This is a genomic window from Pseudarthrobacter sp. NPDC080039 (assembly GCF_040702335.1).
Classification (GTDB): Bacteria; Actinomycetota; Actinomycetes; order Actinomycetales; family Micrococcaceae; genus Arthrobacter; species Arthrobacter enclensis_A.
The window spans coordinates 1-21,342 of the sequence record NZ_JBFBKY010000001.1; the positions used below are offsets into that span (position 1 = coordinate 1).

General features: G+C 64.9%; 20 protein-coding genes and 1 pseudogene. 7 read left to right on the forward strand and 14 right to left on the reverse strand.

Annotated features, from left to right (window positions below; all coding sequences use genetic code 11):
• The coding region (locus AB0313_RS00005) for a cation:dicarboxylase symporter family transporter (protein ID WP_366302789.1) at positions 1–227 on the reverse strand (227 nt) is incomplete at its 3' end.
• A 330-nt stretch (positions 228–557) separates the two neighbouring features.
• On the opposite strand from AB0313_RS00005, the gene AB0313_RS00010 reads away from it, so the two are divergent.
• Together AB0313_RS00010 and AB0313_RS00015 are read left to right on the forward strand one after the other, a co-directional pair.
• Positions 558–1,757: an NADP-dependent malic enzyme gene (locus AB0313_RS00010; RefSeq protein ID WP_366302791.1), complete on the forward strand. Its 1,200-nt coding sequence runs from the start codon at positions 558–560 to the stop codon at positions 1,755–1,757.
• A 334-nt stretch (positions 1,758–2,091) separates the two neighbouring features.
• The gene (locus AB0313_RS00015) at positions 2,092–2,247 is read left to right on the forward strand and encodes a hypothetical protein (RefSeq protein ID WP_160147558.1); all 156 of its coding nucleotides are present in this window, start codon (positions 2,092–2,094) and stop codon (positions 2,245–2,247) included.
• A 171-nt stretch (positions 2,248–2,418) separates the two neighbouring features.
• Here AB0313_RS00015 and AB0313_RS00020 read toward each other — a convergent pair whose 3' ends face one another.
• Positions 2,419–2,823 (reverse strand): DUF202 domain-containing protein, encoded by a 405-nt coding sequence (locus tag AB0313_RS00020; protein ID WP_366302793.1) that lies wholly within the window; start codon positions 2,821–2,823, stop codon positions 2,419–2,421.
• Between the two features lie 623 nt (positions 2,824–3,446).
• Between AB0313_RS00020 and AB0313_RS00025 the strand changes: the two genes are divergently transcribed.
• Positions 3,447–4,334, forward strand: a complete 888-nt coding sequence (locus tag AB0313_RS00025) for a response regulator transcription factor (RefSeq protein WP_366302795.1) — start codon at positions 3,447–3,449, stop codon at positions 4,332–4,334.
• A gap of 103 nt (positions 4,335–4,437) precedes the next feature.
• Here the strand turns inward: AB0313_RS00025 and AB0313_RS00030 are convergent, their stop codons facing one another.
• The 3 genes from AB0313_RS00030 to AB0313_RS00040 all read right to left on the reverse strand — a co-directional run bounded on the left by AB0313_RS00030 (position 4,438) and on the right by AB0313_RS00040 (position 6,416).
• Positions 4,438–5,598 (reverse strand): N(5)-(carboxyethyl)ornithine synthase, encoded by a 1,161-nt coding sequence (locus AB0313_RS00030; RefSeq protein WP_366302797.1) that lies wholly within the window; start codon positions 5,596–5,598, stop codon positions 4,438–4,440.
• On the reverse strand, positions 5,595–5,744 hold the full coding sequence (locus AB0313_RS00035; RefSeq protein ID WP_174237496.1) for a hypothetical protein: 150 nt from the start codon (positions 5,742–5,744) through the stop codon (positions 5,595–5,597). Before AB0313_RS00035 ends, AB0313_RS00030 begins: the two co-directional genes overlap by 4 nt.
• A gap of 438 nt (positions 5,745–6,182) precedes the next feature.
• Positions 6,183–6,416 carry a hypothetical protein gene (locus AB0313_RS00040; protein ID WP_307305993.1) on the reverse strand — a complete coding sequence of 78 codons (234 nt, stop codon included), beginning with the start codon at positions 6,414–6,416 and terminating at the stop codon, positions 6,183–6,185.
• A 232-nt stretch (positions 6,417–6,648) separates the two neighbouring features.
• On the opposite strand from AB0313_RS00040, the gene AB0313_RS00045 reads away from it, so the two are divergent.
• Both AB0313_RS00045 and AB0313_RS00050 read left to right on the forward strand, forming a co-directional pair.
• Positions 6,649–6,789 (forward strand): hypothetical protein, encoded by a 141-nt coding sequence (locus AB0313_RS00045; protein WP_366302800.1) that lies wholly within the window; start codon positions 6,649–6,651, stop codon positions 6,787–6,789.
• Positions 6,790–7,251: 462 nt separating this feature from the next.
• Positions 7,252–7,569 (forward strand): STAS/SEC14 domain-containing protein, encoded by a 318-nt coding sequence (locus AB0313_RS00050; protein WP_141941072.1) that lies wholly within the window; start codon positions 7,252–7,254, stop codon positions 7,567–7,569.
• A gap of 71 nt (positions 7,570–7,640) precedes the next feature.
• Here the strand turns inward: AB0313_RS00050 and AB0313_RS00055 are convergent, their stop codons facing one another.
• The 6 genes from AB0313_RS00055 to AB0313_RS00080 form a co-directional block, all read right to left on the reverse strand.
• Positions 7,641–9,302 carry an ATP-binding protein gene (locus AB0313_RS00055; RefSeq protein ID WP_366302802.1) on the reverse strand — a complete coding sequence of 554 codons (1,662 nt, stop codon included), beginning with the start codon at positions 9,300–9,302 and terminating at the stop codon, positions 7,641–7,643.
• A 173-nt stretch (positions 9,303–9,475) separates the two neighbouring features.
• Positions 9,476–10,606, reverse strand: coding sequence for an alkaline phosphatase family protein (locus AB0313_RS00060; protein ID WP_366303236.1), 1,131 nt, complete (start codon positions 10,604–10,606; stop codon positions 9,476–9,478).
• 2 nt (positions 10,607–10,608) lie between these two features.
• A complete protein-coding gene (locus AB0313_RS00065) occupies positions 10,609–11,877 on the reverse strand; it encodes an alkaline phosphatase family protein (RefSeq protein ID WP_366302804.1) in 1,269 nt (422 codons plus the stop codon).
• A gap of 188 nt (positions 11,878–12,065) precedes the next feature.
• On the reverse strand, positions 12,066–12,803 hold the full coding sequence (locus tag AB0313_RS00070; RefSeq protein WP_366302806.1) for a hypothetical protein: 738 nt from the start codon (positions 12,801–12,803) through the stop codon (positions 12,066–12,068).
• Positions 12,804–12,928: 125 nt separating this feature from the next.
• Complete coding sequence (locus AB0313_RS00075) at positions 12,929–14,905, reverse strand: amino acid transporter (protein ID WP_307305980.1); 1,977 nt, start codon at positions 14,903–14,905, stop codon at positions 12,929–12,931.
• 279 nt (positions 14,906–15,184) lie between these two features.
• Complete coding sequence (locus AB0313_RS00080) at positions 15,185–16,699, reverse strand: CAP domain-containing protein (protein WP_366302808.1); 1,515 nt, start codon at positions 16,697–16,699, stop codon at positions 15,185–15,187.
• 259 nt (positions 16,700–16,958) lie between these two features.
• Between AB0313_RS00080 and AB0313_RS00085 the strand changes: the two genes are divergently transcribed.
• Positions 16,959–17,633, forward strand: a complete 675-nt coding sequence (locus AB0313_RS00085; protein ID WP_141941077.1) for a DUF1345 domain-containing protein — start codon at positions 16,959–16,961, stop codon at positions 17,631–17,633.
• A gap of 119 nt (positions 17,634–17,752) precedes the next feature.
• Here AB0313_RS00085 and AB0313_RS00090 read toward each other — a convergent pair whose 3' ends face one another.
• Positions 17,753–19,303, reverse strand: coding sequence for a HAMP domain-containing sensor histidine kinase (locus AB0313_RS00090; protein ID WP_366302810.1), 1,551 nt, complete (start codon positions 19,301–19,303; stop codon positions 17,753–17,755).
• On the reverse strand, positions 19,300–20,010 hold the full coding sequence (locus AB0313_RS00095) for a response regulator (protein WP_307305969.1): 711 nt from the start codon (positions 20,008–20,010) through the stop codon (positions 19,300–19,302). Before AB0313_RS00095 ends, AB0313_RS00090 begins: the two co-directional genes overlap by 4 nt.
• Before the next feature lie 170 nt (positions 20,011–20,180).
• Between AB0313_RS00095 and AB0313_RS00100 the strand changes: the two genes are divergently transcribed.
• Positions 20,181–20,675 carry a hypothetical protein gene (locus tag AB0313_RS00100; protein ID WP_307305965.1) on the forward strand — a complete coding sequence of 165 codons (495 nt, stop codon included), beginning with the start codon at positions 20,181–20,183 and terminating at the stop codon, positions 20,673–20,675.
• A 128-nt stretch (positions 20,676–20,803) separates the two neighbouring features.
• Here AB0313_RS00100 and AB0313_RS00105 read toward each other — a convergent pair.
• Positions 20,804–21,342, reverse strand: a pseudogene (locus AB0313_RS00105) (lysozyme M1); the annotation flags it as partial.

Sequence of the window (21,342 nt, forward strand, 5' to 3'; positions counted from 1 at the left end):
CCGAGGACGATGGTGCAGAAGATGACCGGCGCGATCATCATCTTGATGAGCTTGACGAAGCCGTCACCGAGGGGCTTGAGGTTCTTGCCGACCTCCGGGAACAGCAGGCCCACCACCGCGCCGAGCACGACGGCGGCGATAACGGCAATGTAGAGGTAATGGGACTTGTCCAGTCCCTTGCGCCGCGGCGCCGCGGTCTCGAGCGACTCTCCTCGTTGAGAAGCCATGATGTGTCTCCTTGTGGATATTCTGATAGACGCTGCGGCGCAGTCTCTGGGCTCAACACGTCCGTACAATGTGATATCCATCATTGAGCACCCCGTGATCCAGCTCACCGTTGCGTTCATATTGGTCACGGGTGGGAGCGGCATTTCGCGGGCAAAGGTGCCGTAAGGTTCAAGTTCAAAGAGATGCAACGCCTTGGCCGGATGACCGGTACAGGCAGCCGCACTCTGGCGCTCACTCTGTAGCCCGTAACTACCTTGACCGCTCTGGGTCCGTTCAGGACGCAGGTTCCATGTGCCGTGTGCCCACGGCGAGCACCAGGAGACAATGACGTGTCCATTGACGCAATTACCGCCACCGACAATTCAGCAGCCGCGGCCCTCACCGAGGACGAGATCTTCGGCGCCCACCAGGGCGGCAAGCTGTCCGTGACCAGCACCGTCCCGCTGTCCAACAAGCGGGACCTTTCGATCGCCTACACTCCCGGTGTGGCCGAGGTCAGCCGTGCCATCCACGCCCGGCCCGAACTGGCGCGGACCCTGACCTGGGCCGAGCGCCTGGTGGTCGTCGTCAGCGACGGCACCGCCGTCCTGGGCCTGGGCAACATTGGTGCCAGCGCCTCGCTGCCTGTCATGGAAGGCAAGTCCGCGCTCTTCAAGACCTTCGGCGACCTCGACTCCATCCCGCTGGTCCTCAACACCACCGACGTGGACGAGATCGTGGAAACCCTGGTCCGGCTCCGCCCCAGCTTCGGCGCTGTGAACCTGGAAGACATTTCCGCGCCGCGCTGCTTCGAGCTGGAGGAAAAGCTGATCGAAGCCCTGGACTGCCCGGTCATGCATGACGACCAGCACGGTACCGCCGTCGTGGCCCTCGCCGCCCTGACCAACGCCGCCAAGGTGACCGGCCGCGGCCTGGAAGGCCTCAAAGTAGTGGTGTCCGGCGCAGGCGCCGCCGGCATCGCCGTCGCCGAAATCCTGCTCGCAGCAGGCATCAGCGACGTCGTGCTGCTCGACTCCCGGGGGGTCATCAACTCCAGCCGGGAGGACCTGGCCGCCAGCCCCGGGAGCAAGAAGGCGGACATTGCCGGCCGCAGCAACCCCCGGGGCGTCACCGGCGGACCGGCCGAAGCGCTGGCGGGAGCCGACGTCTTCATCGGTGTCTCCTCCTCCAAGCTGGACGAGTCCCACCTGGCCACGATGAACGAGGACGCCATCGTCTTCGCCCTCTCCAACCCGGACCCCGAAGTCCTGCCCGAGGTGGCGGTGAAGTATGCAGCCGTTGTGGCCACCGGCCGCAGCGATTTCCCCAACCAGATCAACAACGTGCTGGCGTTCCCCGGCATCTTCCGCGGCGCCCTGGATGCCGGCGCCCGCCGCATCACGCCGGCCATGAAGCTTGCAGCCGCCCGCGCGATTGCGGACCTTGCCGCCGAGGACCTGTCGGCCGACTACATCGTCCCCAGCCCACTGGACCCGCGTGTGGCCCCCGCCGTCACCGCCGCCGTCGCCGCAGCCGCGGAAGCGGAGTAGTCTCCGGCCGCTGGACCTTCCCGAATTCGCCACGCAGGTTGAGGCAGCTAAGAGGACCGCGTCCAAGGAAGCCGGAGTGAGACTTCAATTTGCCGGCGGCCGTGTTCGCACTCGATGTCCTTGCATCTTCAACGTCCGCCAGGTAAATGTGCGCCGCTGAAGGAGCCCCATCCTGCCGGCCCTTGCTGCACAGCCGGCGCGGTGATCCGGCAAACCGGCGCAAGCCAGGAACAACTCGTCGGAGCCCGCTCCAGCTGAGTCCCTACTGAGTAATGGCCCGGGAGTTTGTTCACCAGCAAAATCAACATCACCTGACTGAGAAGGAGAGCCGCTGATGTCGACGGAAGATGTCCGCGAGAAACAGCAGGGCTGCCCCCAGTGCGGGCAGCCCCTCCATGATGAGCCCGTCGTTGTAGACCACGCACTACGCGTTGGACAGTTCTGCGTCGACCATGGCATCGCATCCATCGTTGAACCCTTCGCCCCGTGACGAGGGCGTGTGTACCGACACAGCCTGAGTAGTTGCGCGTGCAGCCTGCCGTACTGGCGGGCTGCACGGCGACCTTGGCCACGGATTCATTTTCGCCGGCAGGATCTACCAGTTCGTAGCGAATAACCCAGAGCCGGGGTCCCTCAGATTAACGGTGGGCCTTGCTTGTGGTTAGTTGATTCTGCCTTCGAGGACCGGGTCACGAGGTAGAGGCATTTCAGCGCCGCGGCGTCGTTCGGGAAGCGGTCCAGGCGCTGCGCCGCATGGCCGGGTTATTCCGTGGCCCACGTGGCCTCGAAGTCGAAGCCCGACGAGAAGGGCCAAGGCGAGCAGCAGCACCGAAGCAGTTTTGCGTAATTCCGAACTGAAGAAATCCGGCATGAAAGCCTCAATGGGGACGCCCCTGGCGATGACGGCCGGGGATGTCCGGATCCAGGCCAGGAGCGCCGATGGCCTCAAAATCTTCCGGCAAAAATCACGTACTCGTCCTAAGTTGTGACACAGGGGAGCAGGCGTGGGCCGGAGCCGATTACGGCGACGCGCGGAAGCAACCACAATTCTTAGTTCGTCTCGCATGCGCCTTGATCGTCAACCACGTCGCGGGGCTTTGGTTGTTGCCCCTCATCTTGCCGCTGGTTCAGGCCTTACTGCAGCCAATGAGGTTCTCCGGAAGCAGCCCGCGCTGCGCGGGAGCGCAGTGTGAGCATGGGCTGGCAGTCCCTTGATTTGCCCTGATGTCCGCTGACTTAGCCAGGCTCGGACGTACACCCCGGATTTAGCCCACTTCGTAACGGTATTGGGCCAGCGAAGGATTGGCATGCGCTCTCGGGCTGAACCGTGGCCGGATACTACTATCGCGCATGAGAGGCCCTCCTTTTCCCTGGCGCATTTACTTCCCTGACTGAGTAGAACTTTGGAGGTTGTCCCAGAGAACGAAGGCCGCCTGGGCGACAGCAAGGGCACCTGGCGGGCTCGGCGGACGGCCGCGCTGAATGACTGCAGGCAAAATGGAAAGGCCCTGCAGCTGTCGGGACTCTGCTTATGGGGCTAGCCTGTAAGTGAGTCGGCAATTTGGTTCGCTTTTTCGACAGATACCTGTGGGGTAGGTGCCTGTTCTCCTTTTCGCGGTGGGGCCAGGGTGGCAGCAGGAGACTAATAAAGCCTTTGCGGTTTCGAAGGGCGAACGAACGGATGCAAGTATGGCGACTGGCCATGAACCCGGTTTGGCGTCCTCCTTCGGCAGCGTGTATGTCGTGAGTGGTGAGGAGCTCGTCAGGCGCGGTTTCCGGGGTGTGTTGGAGGCTAACGGGTTCAGTGTTTCCGGTGAGTCGGGATCTGTCCGCCAGGCAGCGCGGCTTATCCCTGCGTTGCGTCCGGATCTGGCCATCATCGATGATGATCTTCCCGATGGCTCTGGTGCCGGGCTTTGTCGGGCCCTCGCAGTTGCTGACGCCACCATTCGGTGCGTGCTGATGACGGGCGAAACTGACGAAGCTGTCTTGATCGGGGCCATTCTCGCCGGGGCTTGGGGGTGTCTGTCACAACAGGATGACAACGAGGAGCAACTCAGGCTGATCCGGCGGGCCGTCAAGGGGTACACCGCCTACAGTCCTCGTTTCCAGACCGGCATCCTGGCTCCGATCCAGGCCGACGGGACGAATGGCCCCGACGGTCGGTTGGGGATGCTTTCAAAGCAGGAAATGAAGGTGGCGGTCGGGGTGGCCCGGGGGTTGAGTAACGTCCAGATCGGGCAGGAATTGTTTCTGGCCGAAAAAACCGTGAAGAACATGGTCTCGTCTGTGTTGATGAAGTTCGATATGGCACGCAGGACCGAGGTCGCGGTCTTCATCTCCCGGGAACTTGAGCACACAGGGGACCCTGCACGGGAGTACCTGCGCAGTCGAGACCCGGCCTTGATCGCGGGAGTCACCGCGGCGCTGGTTATCTGCACCAGCGAGGCAGGCAGCGTGCCGCCGTCCCGCAGCATGCTGCTACTGGATGCCATGCGGCTCTCTGATGCCTTGGCCGTGACCCGTACCCGGCGTCCCGCCGCAAGTCACTTGCCGGAACGCGGGGATGAAGTTTGAAGGTCCTGGGGCCCGGACTTCAGGGCAGGTGAATCACCGAGGCACCAGACGGTGGGCCCGGGGCCGGCCAGCCCGAAAGGGCCGGCCCTAAGGGCGACGTAGCCTAGGCGGGTAGAGGGCTGTGCGGGTAGTCCCGTTCCCGTTGCTGGAACTGCACCACGTCCTGGTTCAGGATTACGCCATCGCGGATTTCAATGGCGCGGGCGATGGTTTCGTTCCCCGCCCAGGCTGAAGGACCCGTGATCACGGTTTCCAGGAACGGCAGCAGGGCTTCGCTCATTTCCCAAGTGGAGGACTTCCAGAGGTAAGAGGGGCTGTGGTCCACCGCGTAGTAATCTACGTGGTCACCTACCGTGAACATCGGCTCGGCGAACGTGGTGGTTTTCGCCCAGCTAAAGCCCATTCCCTCATCGCAGGAAACGTCAACTATGAGGCTGCCGGGCCGGAAAGCGTCCAGGTCCTCCGTCCGCAGGTAGGTCAGGGGTGCGTTCGGGTTTTGCAGGGTGCAGTTGACCACGATGTCGCTTTCGGCCAGGAACGGCGCCAGTGGGACGCGTCCGCGTTCGGTGATGACCTCGCTGAGGAACGGCGCTTTGGGGTCGTGATCGAACTGGACAATCCGCACCGAATGGATGGGCGAACCCACAGCGGCCACCCCACGGTTGGTCAGGACCTGGACGTCGTGGATTCCGTGGGCATTGAGGGCAGTGACGGCCCCTCGTGCGGTCGCGCCGAAGCCGATGACGACGGCGCTGAGTCTTCGGCCGTAGTCCCCGGTGGAGCCGGTCAGTGCCAGGGAGTGCAGCACGGAGCAGTAACCGGCCAGTTCGTTGTTTTTGTGGAACACGTGCAGCCCGAATCCGCCGTCGCTGGCCCAGTGGTTCATCGCCTCGAAGGCTATCAGCGTGAGTTTCTTGTCGATGGCGAGCTGGGTGATGGCGCGGTCCTGGACGCAGTGCGGCCAACCCCAAAGGATCTGCCCGTCACGGAGCTCGGCAAGGTCTGCAGGCTGCGGTTTGGGCTGGAGGACGACGTCGGCCTCAGCCAATAATTGGGCGCGCGGCACCACCCCTCCGACGAGTGGTGCCAGATGGGAGTCCGACACGCCAAAACGCTCGCCGTAACCTTTCTCAAAAATGATGTGCTGCCGGAGTTCGGGCGCGATCCGCTTCAAATGCAGGGGGTGTATGGGGAGGCGCCGCTCGTCGGGTTTTCGGGTGCCTGAGAGGACACCGAGGGTGAGGTGTCCGGTCGTGCCGGTCACTTCTTTTTAGGGCTTATCGACTTGGCGGCCGTGGCTTTGTCTCCTGAGCTGGGCGGTGCCGCGGCGGCCTTCTTGTCGGCGCGTTTTTCCTTGATGGTCTTGGCGGATTTCTTGGATGCTGTTTGGCGGGGGGATTTGTCAGCCATGATTGCTCCTGTAGCGGAACCGAAAGGTTCCTGACTATGAACGATACAGGTACCTACCTAACGCGCCCCCGGAGCCGTCCATGGATCCGTCCGTACGTCCAGACGTGGGTGGACGCGCCGACAGGCTGGGGAGAGGCCTATGTCGTCCCACGCAGAGTACTCAAGGGGCCGATCGGCCCCTTGAGTAGATGCCAGGTGCGCCGAGAATCAGAGAACCGCCAGGGCGCTTTTCGCCCTGGGCGTGTGGGCGACGGACAGGAGTTCGAGGATTTTGCCCTTTCCTCCACTCTCGATTCCGACGTGCCCTTCCCGGACAGCTCCCGGCAACGGTCTTTCGGGCATGCTCCGGTGATGGTCATTTTCGTTACCTGCCACGACGACCGTGCAAACCGACAAGCTGCCTGGAACGTCCTCGCTGTCATCGGCGTTTCAACGTTGTCATTCCCCCAGGTCGTCCGCTACGCGGCGAAGGTCCTGAACCCAGCCGATTGAACGGTTGGGCGCTCGGGAACTGGCCTCAAAGTTGGCAAGAGCTTCCGCCAGGCGCTCCAATGCTACCGAGATATTGGCCTTGACTGCCGCATAGCCTTCCTCCGAGCGGGGGTCAGAAGACGCCGCCGACAGCTGCTCAGCTCCGGACCTAATGACCAGTGAAGCCTCATACTCGTTCACACTTGCACCTCGCAGCTTCCTTGAATAGGACGTGCGGCAACTCTACGAGCACAACCATACATCTGCGGTACTCCCGACTCGCCCGCCGCTTAAGCAGACGGCAAAAAAGCTTCAGGCCAGGGGCAGCGGTTAGGGTGATTGACCTCCAACTGCTCGGGCCTTCGCTGCGGAATCGGTCGCACGCTTCCATCCACTCTTTGATGGGGACGAATGGACCGCGCGGACACTCGTGGTGCTGTTGCTCTGGATCAACGGTTACTGGCATGCCTTCACCATCGATGAAGGCTTCGACCTCGTCGTCGGAGTCGCCGCGGGCAGCATCGACTTGCTGGACTCTGCCGCCCAAATTTCCGGGCATCTGCTGCCCCGGTGATCCTTCACCGCCGAAAACGGGGTGTGGACAACGTCCACACCTTTCGTCTCGGACTTCCTCGCACAGCCCTCGGAATGCCTCGGATTCCGCATGTACGCATCAAGAAGGACGGTTCGGCGTCTTACATGGTGCGCGTGGCTGGACCCGAAGAGCCGCGAGCAACAGGGCTTCCCGTGTGGCGGCGCGCATAGGTTGCCCGGGACGCCTGGACGGCACTTAATGCTGGACTCTGGGGCATCTTTTCCCGTAGCGTGACGGAAGGCCTGAAGCAACCGGGCGAAGGGGACAAAGGGGCCGCCACTCTGCTTTGATCGCGTGGCTGCCGGACTGATTGCAGGCGGCATGGCATTAGGGAGATATGCGGGAGCGAGCAACGTCGGGGCACCTGAGTTGTCCGGAAACGTGCGGTCCTTGGGTGCTGAGCGGACTCCGCGGGTCAGCGTAGAGCAAGTCGGGCCCGGAATGCTCAGGATTGACCTGGAACCCCAATCACATATCACCAAAGCCGATGGTGAGTTAGCGCGGGACCGGGTGCTTGCACTGGCAGCGGGCAAGCCGGTATGTGTTCTCCTGGACATCACGGGCGTTGGATCAGTGAGCCGGGAAGCTGTCACGTTCTACAGTGAGGCATCCCACGTGGCAGCCTTCGCCCTCCTCGGCGGGACGGCTGTAGACAAGGTCATCGCCCACGGCCTTCGCGGACTCGCGTGGCCGGATTGCCCCGCCAGGTACTTCGTGGACGAGGGCGAGGCCATGGCATGGCTGAAAGGCTACTGCTAACGGGGCTGCATAAGGTCGCTGATCAGTTGCCATTGCGCCGTAGGCCGGGAACAGATGGACCGCAAGTCCAGCTACACGGGAGCCCGGGTGAGAGCCTCCATGTCGGCGGCCGGAAGTGTGAGCGCCGCCGTGGTTCCGTGTCCCGGGCTGCTGGCGAGAACTACGTGGCCACGGTGGTTTTCCATGATGGACTTGGTGATCGCCAGTCCCAGGCCGGCGCCGGGGATGGTGGAAGAGTGTGCATTGGCAGCGCGGAAGAAACGCGTGAAGGCCTGGTTGAGCTCTTGTTCGGTCATGCCGACGCCTGTGTCAGTGACTTCACACCGGAGCTCGTGGCCGGTGGCGTGGACCTTAACGGTGACTTTGCCGCCGCGGGGCGTGTACTTGATGGCGTTGGAGATCAGGTTGTCGATGGCCTGGCCGAGGCGGTCAGGGTCGAAGTGGCCAGTGGCGGTGCCGGCGATGAGAAGTTCGAGGGTTACGCCTCCGGCCTGGGCCCGTGGTTGGGCAGCCTGGACGCTCTGGCTGACGACGTCGCCGAGGTCAGCGTGCCGCGGGTTGATGGTGATGGCGTCCGATGCGATTGTCAGGAGGTCGCCGACCAGGTGCAGGAGCCGTTCGGCGTTCCGTTTGGCGACGGTCAGGTACATCTCAAGGTCGGGGTTAAGATCGTCCTCGTCAAGGGCCAGATCCATGTAACCGAGGATCGAGGTCAGCGGCGTTCGCAGCTCGTGGGAGACGCTGGAAACGAACTGATCTTTCGCGGAAAGCGCTTCGACCAACGCTGTGACATCGGTGAACGCTAGGACCGCTCCCCGGTGTACGCCCCGGGAGTCGCGGATCAGCCGGCACGTCGCGGAGTAGGCCCTCTGGCTGGCTCCGTTATCGACCCAGATCAGTTCGTCTGTGAAGGACTCTCCTCGTGCCGCCCGGAAGCCGGGGCGTCGCTCCGGCGGAAGTGGATGCTTCCGGTCTGGGCCGTAGACGACGAAGCCCGGTGGTTCATCGGATAGCTGCCTGCCGGTCAGGGTCCCTTCAAAATGGCTGCTGAAGTGGTGGTTCGTGAGGACGGGCCGCCCTTGGGCGTCCAGGGCGCAGACTCCGACGCTCACTGTGTCCATAACGCTACTGAGTAACCGCTCACGGTCCTCGCTTGCGGCCAGCAGCTCCCGGACCTCCGCGCCCCGCGCTTCCAACTGGCGGCGTTGCAGGTAGAGGGCGCTGGTGATCGCGTAAGCCGTGAGCGCGACCGCCCCGAGAATGATGGGCAGGAGCAGGATCCGGATAAAGTCCGGGCCCTCGAAGCCTGTGCCGAGTAAGACCGGGGGCAGGACTGTGCTGAGGATGGTGGCGAGAACGGCGATCAGAACGCTGCTGCGGCGGCGGTCGCTGGCCAGCCACACGACGGGAAAGACCAGGAGGAAGCCCAGGACGGAGAGGTACTGGTCGGCGGCCTCACGCGAGACTCCGACGGCGATGCAGTCCAGGACAGGGATGACGAGGACGGCCCGTCCTGGCAGGCGTCCCCACGGCATCACCGCGCAGGCGGCAAGGAGCAGCACATGCGCCCCGAGACTCCAAAGAAACGCCCCGGAAGTATCCATCTGTGGATTCAGCACCAACGTGAGGACCGTGACCAGCAGTATCGTCGTCGACAACGGAAGCTGGAACAGCACTGCCCGGCCCCTGGGACCCAGCTTCCGGTAGTAGTCATACAGCGGCTCAAAAAGCATGGTCTCCCCTACCTGCTCTGAACTTTGTAAAGGAGACCTACCCCGCGACGCCCCGAATCAACACCGGTAGGCAACAATGGCGATCAGCACTGCCCGCGTCCACGCGTTCCCCGTTCCGGCCGCAGCTCGGACTCCTGGGTCAGCTCCCTGTGGCGTGCCTCCCGTCAGACCGGTCAAACGCCGGCGTTGTATACGTCCAGTCCGAACCTGTTGAGCCCGGGCGTTCCGGCGTAACCCAGGTACGGCAGGCCGAACGTGTCCTCAATGCTGGCAAGGAGGCTGTAGTGGTTGTAGGGCGTGGTGGACCAGGTGCCTCCCTTGGTGAAGGGGGAGAGGACAAGTGCGCCGACGCGGCCGCCGCCCATGCCCGTGATGCCGGGCAGCGCGGCGTTGGGGCCGGGGCCTTCGCCGCAGCAGGCGCTGGCGTCGGACTGGGGGCCGTCGGATTCGTCGAAGGTGATCACCAGGACGCCGTCCTGTTTGAAGGCGGGGGAGTTGGTGATTGCGGGGACCCATTGCTTGAGCCATGCGTCGGCGCTCGCCAGGCCGCCGGGCTGCCCGTCCACGCAGGGTGAGTCGTGTCCGTCGTGGCAGAGGTTCGGGGTGATCATCGACAGGTTGGGTGTGGTGGCAGCGGAGGCGAGGTCCGTTGTTAAGGCGGAGAGGTCGACGTCGTTCGTGGCACAGTCCGGGGATCCGGTGATCCCGGCGAAGTAGACGAAGGGGTTATGCCGGGCAGCGTACTGGTCACCTGCCCTTGCTTTCTGGGTGTCATCGACGGCGCCCAGTGCCGGGTGCCGGCAGGGGGTGCCCATGTCCTCCATGTACCCCTTCCACGTTTTGCCGGCATCCTTCAGCTGCCCGGCCACCGTGGGCACGCTGGCCGGGAACACGCAGCCGTCACCCACTGCCTGTCCGGGGCTTGCGGTGCCGGTGCCCACGAACGGGGTGTAGGTCTGGCAGTCGGCCTGCATTTGGGGGTTGGGTCCCTGGCCGGAGATCTGCGCCACGTAGTTGGGCTGGGAGTTATGCGCTGTGCCGTAGTACTGGTTGAGCAGGACGCCTTGGCTGCGCAGGGTCTGGGAGAGGTAGGGAGCGGCCGACGCCGGGCCCCAGGTTTCGTCGTATCCCTTGTTTTCGAGGTTGATGACGAAGACGTGGTTGGCTCCGGGCAGGTAGCTCTGGGCGGTCGGCGCGGTGGCTGGAGCAGGGGCAGCGGCGGCTGGCTGGGACGGCGCCGCTGCTCCGCCAATGAGGGCTGCGGCGAACACGGCGGTGGCCGCAGCGGCGGCGCGGAGTTTCATTGTCACGGGAGCTTCCATCCGTCGGCGAGTGCTTTGTCTTTCAATCCGGACCATTCCTCTGCGGGCGGCGGGCCCACGGGGGTGCAGGCAGGGCCGGCAACGAACGGCGGGACCAGGTATGAGGGGGCGCCCAGGTTGGCGGGGGCGCCGAAGTCCAGGACCTCGGCGATGTTGCGGGCGGCCTGGTCGCGGGGCGTGAGGGGCGGCAGGTTCCACCGCCACTCGATGGCCTTCAAAACGGAGGTGTGGTCGTAGACGTCGTGGGCGACGTACCGGCGCCGTGCCCGGGGCGAGACCACCAGGGACGGGACCCGGAAGCCCCGCAGTGCTGTTTCGGGGCTGGTGTCCGGGGCCGTCGCCGGAGGCACGTGGTCGTAGAAGCCGCCCCACTCGTCGTAATTGACCACCAGCATGGTGTTGGCCCAGCCCGGGCCGGACGTGACCGCGTTGTAGACCTCGGCGAGGAACGTCTCGCCGGAGCGGATATCCGCGTGCGGGTGGTCATCGCCTGAAGTCCCGGAGCCCTCGTCGGTGAAGCGCGGGTCAACAAAGGAAACTGCCGGCAGGGCCCCGGCGGAGCAGTCCGTGAGGAACTCCGCGTAAGGGCGGGAAATGCCCTGGTACTTGGCTCCCCAGAGGGCGGTGAACGGGATGTCGCCGTAATAGTACTTGCCGGAAACACCTGCGGCGGCCAGCTGGTCCCAGATGGTGCGAAGGGTGGAGGTGGCGGTGGAGTTGTGGATCCGGTCGGTGGCGGCGGCGTGCTGGTAGAAACGGTTGGGGTAGGTTTCGGCCATGGTCGCGGCGAAGTAGCGGTCGCAGATGGTCCAGTCGGGCCCGGCCTGCCGCCAGAAGTCAAGATCCGGTTCGTTGTAGTAGCCCACGGCGAACTCGTCGTTCTCGCCCGCCCGCAGCCAGCCGTCGTTCTTGCCGCCGTTGTATTGGATCCGGCCGCCTTCGTAGGAGTGGTCCGGGTCCGGATGACCGCAGCCCTGGAAGTCAGTCAAATGGTAGGTGGAGTGCGGGATGCCGTAGCGGTCCGTGTAGCTGAGGCCGGACTGCATGCCGTCGGCACCGGGCATCCAGCCGAGGAAGTGGTCGAAGGAGCGGTTTTCCATCATCACCACGATGATGTGCTCGATGCCCGAGTCACCGGGCGCCGGAAGCGCGGTCGGCGCGGCGGCGGCCGGCTGGAAGGCGCTGCCGGCGGCCAGGGTGGTGGCGGCAGCGGTTCCCGCGGCCCCGAGGAAGCGGCGTCTGGAGAGGTTCACGTCTGGTTCCTTGCAGGTGAGGAGGACGGCAACGCGGGCACGCCCCCACCCTGGGCCGGTCGCCGGACCTGAAGTTACTGGTCGGTAAGATTTTGCGCTCACCAGTAGATCACAGCCTCGTTACGGTCGTGGCTGAAAATGGGGGCTGTTCACGGAGAGTTCACTGGACGTTTCCGCTAACGCCAGAACTACATTCCCAGGTCCTTCTCTGCGGTGACCCAGTTGGTGGCGATGGCCTTCTGGGCGGCGGCAAGGGTGACCTTGTGGGCGCAGACGGCCTTGTTCAGGCGGGTCTCGATGGCGTCTTTGGGGTTGGTGGTGCCGTTTGCTCCGGCGCGGTTGGGTTCAGGCCAGAGGTTGGAGACAGCGTTGGTGCCGCCCAGTTGGAGCGAGATCAGGTGGTCGTACTCGGTGGTGGATGCGCGGGTCTGGCCGTACTGGGCCAGGCTCAGGGCTTTGGCCTTGTCGGTGTCCGAAGCGGGGGCCCGGACCGTCATCGTGTAGCCGGGCTTGCAGATGGTGGAGCCCAGATTGTCCTGGGTGACGGCCGGGTCCACGGCGCCGGGAGTGCAGGCCGGGTCCGGCAGGTACAGCCCTGCGGCGGCGTCGATGGTGCGTGCCTTGCACTGTCCTGCGGTCAGGTTCAGGTCGATGGCGACAGTGCCGGGGGAGTGGACGGTCTTCACCGCCGGGGCGGCGCCGGGCAGCGGACCTGCGGGGATGGCAGCGACTGTCGGGGCGGTCCCGGCGGCGGTGTCCTGGCCGTCTGTGCTGTCCTCGTCATCACCCTGCGAGGTCGGGGAGGCGTTGGTCCCCGGTGCCGGTGACTGGTGCTTCTGGGTGTTGGCGTAGAGGAAGCCGAGGATCACCAGGCCAACGATGAGCAAAGCGGCGAGAAGGGCCAGGCGGGAGCGGGAGAACGTCATGACTCACTTGTGTACGGCGGGTCAGGAGAACATGCCCGGGCAGCCAACAGGGAAGAAGGGGCACCGCAGCGTCCCCTTCCCTGTTCTACCCTGCAAGCAGCCAGCGCCTCGGTGCGCCGCGCCGGTCAGCCCACGTGAATGCCCGGCCGGGCCGCCGTATCCGGTTCCGTCTCCCGAAGGATTTCCCGCACCAGCGGAGGCGTGTCGCCCTGGCCAAGGAACAGATAACGCATCAGATGGTTGACCGGGCTGCCCTCGGACCATTCGAAGTAGCACTGGGGCTTGACCCCGGTCGAGTCCCGCAGGGCCAGCAGGACCGCGGCGATGGCGTTCGGCACTGCGGGCGATTTCACCCGGAGGACCCGGTAACCCTCGACCTCGATGCCATCGACGCGGAGCGTATGGCTGAAGTCTGAGGGGTCAGAGATCTCGACTTCAAGGAAGACGACGTCCGCCGGGCCCGGCACCGGGTTCAGTCCCCGCTGTTCAAATTCCTTCTCGGCATATTCCGCCTTGTCACCGTGCTGCCGCTTGTTGGCGATGATGTGAAGTTGACCGTCAAAGGCAATGGAGTCGGTGATGAACTGGCGGGCGGCGGCATCGAATTCGATGGCGTCGACCCGCAGTTCCGTGGTCCGGGTAACCCTGGACACCAGGGAGACGGCGATAATGCCACCGATGAAGAACGCGGAGATGAGGATGCCGTCAGGTTTTTCGATGACGTTGGCGCCCAGGGCGTAGAGCAGGATCAGCGTCAGGACGCTGAAGCCCACGGCCCCTGCCCGACTGCGTCGCCGGATGGCAGAAACAGTCACGGCGACCGCGCCGGAAACCATCATGGCCAGGATCCCGGTGGCATACGCCCCGGCCTGGGCGTTCACGTCCGCGTTGAAGGCAACCGTGATACCGATGCTCAGCACCGTGTAGACAAGCACCACCGGACGAACGGCACGGCCCCATTCCGGGGCCATCCCGTAGGCGGGCAGGTAGCGGGGCACGATGTTGATCAGCCCGGCCATCGCCGAGGCCCCGGCGAACCAGAGGATCAGCGCGCTGGAGATGTCATAGACGGTGCCAAATCCGGCGCCGAAAAGTTCGTGGGCGAGGAACGCGAGGGCCCGCCCGTTGGCCTGCCCGCCGTCCTGGAATTCCTTGGCAGGAATCATGACGGTGGTCAGGAAGCTGGTCGACATGAGGTAGACGCTCATAATCAGCGCGGCCGCGGTGAGCAGCTTGCGGGTGTTCCTGACCCGGGATGCCATGACTTCATCGGGCGTAGATCCGGTTGCTTTGATCAGCGGCATCATGGACACCCCGGTTTCGAACCCTGACAGACCCAGGACGAGCAGGGGGAAGGCGAGGATGGCCGGGCTGACCAGCCCGATCGGGCCGCCGCCGCTCGAGAGCAGCCGGTCCGCCCAGCCGCTCACCAGGGAAGGGTCCGCGGCCAGGTGAACGAAACCGGCGACCACGACGGCGGCGTTGAGCAGGAGGTAGACGGCCACCAGCGGGATGGCGACCCCCACAGCCTCATTGAAGCCGAGCAGGAACACCCCGCCCAGGATCAGCAGCAGGACGACCGTGATAATCACGGCCCAGCCTTTGAGTGCTTCGGGAATCAGCGGATTCTCCAGCAGGTGCACTGTCGCATCGGCTCCTGAGAGGGTGATCGTGATGATCCAGGAGGTCGCCACGAACCCGAGGAGCAGCAGGACGAAGAACTTCCCGCGCCAGAACGGCAGAAGCTTTTCCAGCATGGCCACCGACCCCTGGCCGTGCGGGCTTTCCTTGGCGACCCTGCGGTACATGGGCAGCATGCCCAGCAGCGTCAGGGCAACGATAAGCAACGTGGCCAGCGGTGACAGCGCGCCGGCGGCCAGGGCCGCTATGCCGGGCAGGTAGGAGAGCGTGGAGAAGTAGTCGACGCCGGTGAGGCACATGACCTTCCACCAGGCGTTGGGCTTGTGGTCCTCCTCCGCCTCCGGGCCGGCAGGGGCCACCTGGTTGGCGAGCAGCCAGCGGACCAGGGGGTTCCGGTCCGGGCCTGGCTCCTGTTTGAGGTCAACATGCGCCGGGATGGTGTGGTCAGCAGGGGTGTTCATCGGGTCTTCCTGTTGGGGTGGAGCCACAGACCCGGGGCGGGGTCTGTGGAACCGGGCAAGTCCGGTCCGGGAGTGCCGGGCCTGTGCTGGTCTTACCCAGCATCGGAGCCCGGCAAGCAGGTCGGCGCCGATTTGGACCCGGAAAGCGGTCCTACAGGATTCGTCGAACGCTGATGTTTGCCTATGCGTGCGTGACCAGTCCGCCCCGGTTCCCGGACATGGCAGCACCCTCCCTGCAGGGCAGAAAGGGGTGCCGTGGTGAGGCCGGGACTGGGCCCGTCAGTAGGTGATGCCGGTGCCGGCAGGTCCCCAATGGATTACGCCGTGCTGGTAGTTCTGGGCCACGTTGCCTCCGGGACCGGTCGAATACTCGCCGCTCGTCGGGAAACCGAGCGCTCCAGCGGGACCGCCGGCGCTGCGGTACAGACTGCCGATACCGCCGAAGACGTAGTGGCCGCCGGAGTCCGGCAGCCAGGTGATGAAACCGCCCTGGTAGGTCTGGTAGACACCGCCGTTGGCGGGGATCTCCCCGGAGGACGGGTAGCCGAGGACACCGTTTTCGAACCCGGTGGACTGCCAGATGCTGCGGATGCCTCCCACGGAGACCTGCGTTCCGGTAGCCGGTGAGTACAGCAGTGCGCCGCGTTGGAAGTTCTGGTAGGAGCCGCCATCCCGGATCGGGGTGATGGCGCTGGTGGCCGCCCCGAGGTAACCACTGTTCTGCAGGTACTTGGTGAACATCACGCCGGAGACAACCTGGGTCCCGGCGGCGCTGTGGGTGATGACGCCATTCTGGTAGGTCTGGGCGGTGCCGCCTTCGACGTTGTAGATCTCCGAGACCGGGTAGCCGAGGAATCCGGACTCATACCCGGTCGCGCGCCAGGCGTCGCGGATCGGCCCCGTCGAGATGTGGGCGCCGGTGGCCGGAGACCACAGGACCGCTCCGCCCTGGTAGTTCTGGAAGACACCGCCGTCCTTGATCCCGGCGACCTCGTCCGTGGTCGGGTAGCCCAGGATGCCGTTCTCGAAACCGTAGCCGGCCCACAGGGTCCGGATCGCGCCCCTGGAGATACGGGCACCGGTAGCCGGGGAGTAGATCAGGGCGCCGTACTGATAGTTGCGGTACGACCCGCCGTCCTTGAGGCCATAGACCTCAGGGGACACCGGCAGGCCGAGGGCGCCGTTGATGGCCGCGGCCTTCTGAGCCAGCGGCGTCTGGGTAGCAGGGGCAGGTGCGGAGGGGGCCTGGGTCGTGGAGTAAGCCGCCATGTTGGACACCATCAAGTGCCAGCCGGCGTATGGTCCGGTCGAGGGGACGACGTAGCCCAAACCTGCGTCGGTGCCGCGCGGATCCAGCATCGCCGCCTTGTGTCCCGGGGAGTTCATCCACCAGTCCACCAGCTGGGCCGGGCTGAAGTTGAAGCCAACGTTCTCCCGGTACCAGGTTGCGCCGGCCGGAATTTCGTTCCCGCCCGCATCAGGGCGGTGGATGTTGGCAAAGCTCCAATTCGGGTCCATCGTGGCGACCCCCAGCTGGTTGGCCCAGTCCTGGGAGACGTCGGCGATCTTCTGGTTCCAGACGAACGGCCGGACACCAGCCTTGACGCGCTCGGCGTTGATCAGGTCAAAGGTCTGCTTGGTGAAGGAGTCAGAGTAGGAAGTGGCCGGGACGGCGCCTGGCGCCGTAGCTGGTGACGGTGCCGCATTGGAAACGGCGGCGCTGGTGAGGGTTCCGGTCAGGGCAAGGAGCAGGCCAAAGCCTGCTGCGGACATGCGTAGAGGACGTGGTTTCATGAGCCTTCAGGGGAGTGCTGGGCGGAGCGCCGGGAGACAGGTCAAGTCTGCCCGGGCACCCGCGGCAAAATGGAAGAGTTGGGGTGATGCCGGGAGAAGCCTTCGCAAATCCTGCGGAAACCGCTCCCAAAGGGCCAACCGGCCGCCTTAGCGAAGCAAGTCGACCCGCTTCGGCGGCGACGTCGGCCAGGTCTGCCATTTCCTGAATTGGCCAGCGAGGTGCGCCGGAACTCCCAGGGTGGAGTGTAATGATCGATTCATGAGCACAACGGACATTGGCCGCGGACAGTCATCCCGCTTCAACACCTTGGCCCACCACTCCCGGTTGCGGGTCATCGTGATGCTGGTGGTGGGCCTGGGTGTGGCACTGGTGGTAGGGGCGCTGAAGTCCTGGGCATATGCTCCGGCGATGGGTTGGGCCGCCGCGTCCCTGACCTACCTCATTTGGGTGTGGTCCGTCATCGGACGGTTGCAGGCAGAGGCCACCGCTGCACACGCCCGACGCGAAGACCCGGGCAAGGGCCCCGCCGACGTGCTGGTCCTCAGCGCAACTATTGCCAGCTTTGCCGGGGTGGCGCTGATCCTGATGGACGCATCCGATGCCCAGGGAGGAACGAAAGCAGCCGTCATCGCCATGGCCCTGGGCAGCGTCGCGCTTTCCTGGTTCCTTGTCCACACGCTCTTTACTCTCCGCTACGCCTCCATCTATTACCGGGACAAAGCCGGCGTGGATTTCAACGAGGACAAGCAGCCGCGCTACATGGACTTTGCCTACCTGGCCTTCACTGTCGGCATGACCTTCCAGGTCTCAGATACCGATCTGAAAACCGATGCGATCCGCGGGACTGTACTGCGGCAGGCGCTGCTGTCCTACCTCCTGGGCACCATCGTCCTTGCCACAACCATCAACCTTGTGGCCGGACTCATCCACTAGCGGAGCAGTCGCCCCCAGCTGCGGCGTTCGGGGCGGCAATGCAGGCGACGTTGGCCGTGGACGGGCCCGTACCTGTCGTAGTGGGACGGGGGAGCACGTCCGAACAATCCCGTTTAGTTTCAGGGAACGGAGCCAGGGATGATCGATGGGCCTGTGTCGGGTGCCGGGCGCCGCGAGGGCGGAGCCGGGGTGCGGGGGAGTCGAATGCAGAAGCAGGCGCCGTTTTCGGTGGGGTCGGGTGGTTCCACCGTGAGGTTGAGATTCATCCTCTGCGCGAGTCGTGCTGCGATGGACAAGCCGAGTCCGCTCCCGGTGGGGCGCTGGCCGGTGTAGCGGCGTGCCAGGGCGCCGCGGTTGAAGGCCACGGCGGCGTCCTCCGGGGTGAGGCCGGGGCCGCTGTCCCGTACCTGGATCGCGACGACGCCGCAGGTGCCCCCTGGCCGGTCCCCGGGCGTGGTTGGATCTGGCGGCGTACTCTCCAGTCCTGCGCGGATGACGAGTGGCTGTCCGGGCGGGGTGATGCGCAGTGCGTTCCCTATGAGTCCGTCGATGATTTGGCGCAGCCTTTGTGGATCCGTGGTGACAAGCAGGGGTTCCCCGGCTTCCTGGTGCGGCACTTGAAGCGTGAGTTCCACGCTTGCCTGCGTGGCTGCGGCCTGCCATGCCCGTTGGACCTGTTCCAGGAGTGTGACGACGTCGACAGGCCGGAGGTCAAGTGCGAAATCGTCCGCTTCCAAGCGGGCCAGGGCGAGTAGATCCCGCACGAAACCGTCCAGCCGGTCTGTCTCGGCGGATAGGGTCTGCCCCACCCCGGCGGTGTCCTCAGGCGGGATCAGTCCGTCTTCGAGCGCCTCGGCGTAACCGCGCATCGCGGTCAGTGGTGTGCGGATCTCGTGGGAGATGGACAAAAGGAACTCACGTTGCCGGCTTTCACTGGCCAGCAGCGCATTCTCCAAGGTATTGATAGCGTCTCCTACGGCGCGAACCTCGGAAACTCCCGCAGGTTCAAGATGCACCGTCCGTTCTCCGGCAGCCATCCGCCGCGCTGCGGCCGCTGTCGTGACGAGCGGACCGGAGAGCCGGCGCGCGAGCAGCGTGCCAGCCAGAACAGCGATCAACAGGCCAGCCGCCAAGGCAAGGACCGTTCGTTGGAGGAGCTGGGCTGAGGCGGCGTTCACCTCGTCCAATGAGCGGGTCAGTACGATTCCGCCGCCCTTGTTCAGGGGGCGCCCCTCCACCAGGAACTGAAAGCCGCCTCGGGTAAGGGTCAGGGAAATCTTTTGCCCGGAGAGCACTTGTTGGGCTTCGCCTGGAGTCAGAATCTGTGCCGCTGGCCCGCTCAAGGCGCCGGCAGGGGTGATGGTGGATATGTCGTAGGTATCAGGTCCAAGGAGGTGGCGTTCACGGAGGTCCAGCGCCTGCGAGGCGGCCGGGGCTGCGGCAAAAGCGTCAGCTTGCCGGGCGAGCTGCTGTCTGGCTTGCTCGGCGGCGGCGGACCGGATCAGTGGAAACGCGGTGCTTCCGGTGACGAGTACCGCCAGTATGGCGACGGCGGCGGTGACGAGAGTGATGCGACCGGCCAGTGAGCGCAACCATGCCCGGGCTGCGTTCGCGCGGGCGGGCCGTTGGCGGGTCCCGGGTCTGCTTTTTCCCTGATTTCGGCCGTTCACAGTCGATCCCCGGCGGCAGAGTATCCGACGCCGCGCAGGGTGCGGATGGGGTTGCCATCGCCGAGTTTGGAGCGCAGCTGGGCGATATGCACGTCGACGGTGCGCCCGGCCGTATAGCCGGCCTGCCCCCAGACGGCCGAGAGGAGCTGCTCACGGCTGAAAACCCGCCCAGGAGTGGCCATCAGATAGGCGAGCACGTCAAATTCCCTGGCGGTCAGCTCCACGGCGGTCCCGTCCACGCTGACCCTGCGCCTGTCCTGGTCCAGGGCCACGGACCCGACGCGCAGGACCCTGGTATGCGGAACCCCACCGCTGCGGCGAAGGACCGTCTTGAGCCGGGTGACCAGTTCGCGCGGTGAAAACGGCTTGGTCATGTAGTCGTCGGCGCCGAGCTCAAGCCCCAGGAGCATATCCACCTCTTCGTCCCGGGCCGTGACGAAGATGATCGGTGTCCAGTCGTCCCGGGCGCGCATCTGCCGACAGACCTCGATCCCGTCGATGCCGGGCAGCCCGACGTCGAGCACAACCGCGACGGGCTGAAGGCCCCGGATCCGGTCCAGGCCACCTTCGCCGGTCGTCTCGACGTGGACACCGAAACCCGCCCGGCTCAGATAGAGGCGCTGCACGTCAGCGATCGCACGCTCGTCTTCGACGATCAGCACCAGCCCGCGGGACGGCAGGGCGCCGTCGGCTGTTGATTCTTCCATATCTCCATTGAACGCTCCGACGGCCTGGCCAGGAGGCATGCGGGGCATACTTTACCTTCCGCTTACATTCACCGAACACGTGCCGGACATCGGGCCGCCACAGTAGAAGCGTAAACAAGTGCAGACCGGGACGTGACCCGTCCCGTGCCCAGGACCAATGAGGAGAAGAAATGAACAATCCGCACATACCCGGCAACCGGTCCGGTCGTCTCCGGGGCGTCCGTGCAGGCGTGGCCGCAGGGGCTGTCCTCATCGGGGCAACCGTCTTAGGGGCAACAGCAGCCACAGCGGACAGCCAGAACCCGGCCCCTTCCCCCAGCCCGTCCGCCCCGGTGCAAACCGGAAAGGGGACACCGCACGCTAAGCACCCGTTTGCCCAGATCCTCCGCACCGAGTTGAGGGTCGACATCCGGTCCGCGGCCGGGTTCGGGGACAAAGCCCACGAGGTCGCCTACGTCCTGATCCACCACACTGCCGCCTTCAACAAGCTGCCCGGAAACCTGCAAACGGACCTAAAGACCCTCGAAGCAGCACCAGCCTCAGAGCGCGACAGCGATGCAACCAAAATCAAGGAAACCGCGCTGAACGGCGGCTACGGAAGCCAGATACAAAAAGAAGCAAAAACCATTCAAGCCAAGTCAGCGCAGGCACCTGCCAAGCCCTAGCAACCCCCAAGCCTGCCGCCCCGGAGCCATTTTGTTATCCGCGGCGGCAGGCAGGGCCAGGAACGGTGCCCACCCGCGTGGCCGCCGTTTCATGGCCCACGCGAGACAAATGGGCCTGGCCTGACTCATCAGGCTGGTGGGGTGCCTGATCCCGTCGAATACTCGATGGTCGCAGTTCCAAGGATGTCGCTTATGCGGCCGCCCTGGAAGTCCTGCGCTGTTCCATTAGGCACCGAGTAGATCTCGCTGGTCGGGTAGCCAAGGGCCCCCCGTTCAAAACCTGTCGACATCCAGGCCGTGCGGATGGCTCCATATGATTCGTGAGTGCCCGCCGTAGGTGACGATATAACGGCCCCGCCTTGGTAGTTCTGGTAGGAGCCCCCGTTGATTAGGCCGGTGACTACTTCGGTGGTGGGGTAGCCCAGGACGCCGGCCTCAAAGCCCGTGGCCGCCCATTCCGAACGGATGGGGCCGATCGACTCATGTGTGCCGGAGGTCGGGGCGGACACGACCGCCCCGCCTTGGTAGTTCTGGTAGGAGCCCCCGTTGATTAGGCCGGTGACTACTTCGGTGGTGGGGTAGCCCAGGACGCCGCCCTCGAAACCCAGGGCCTGCCACTCCGAACGGATGGGGCCGATCGACTCATGTGTGCCGGAGGCCGGGGCGG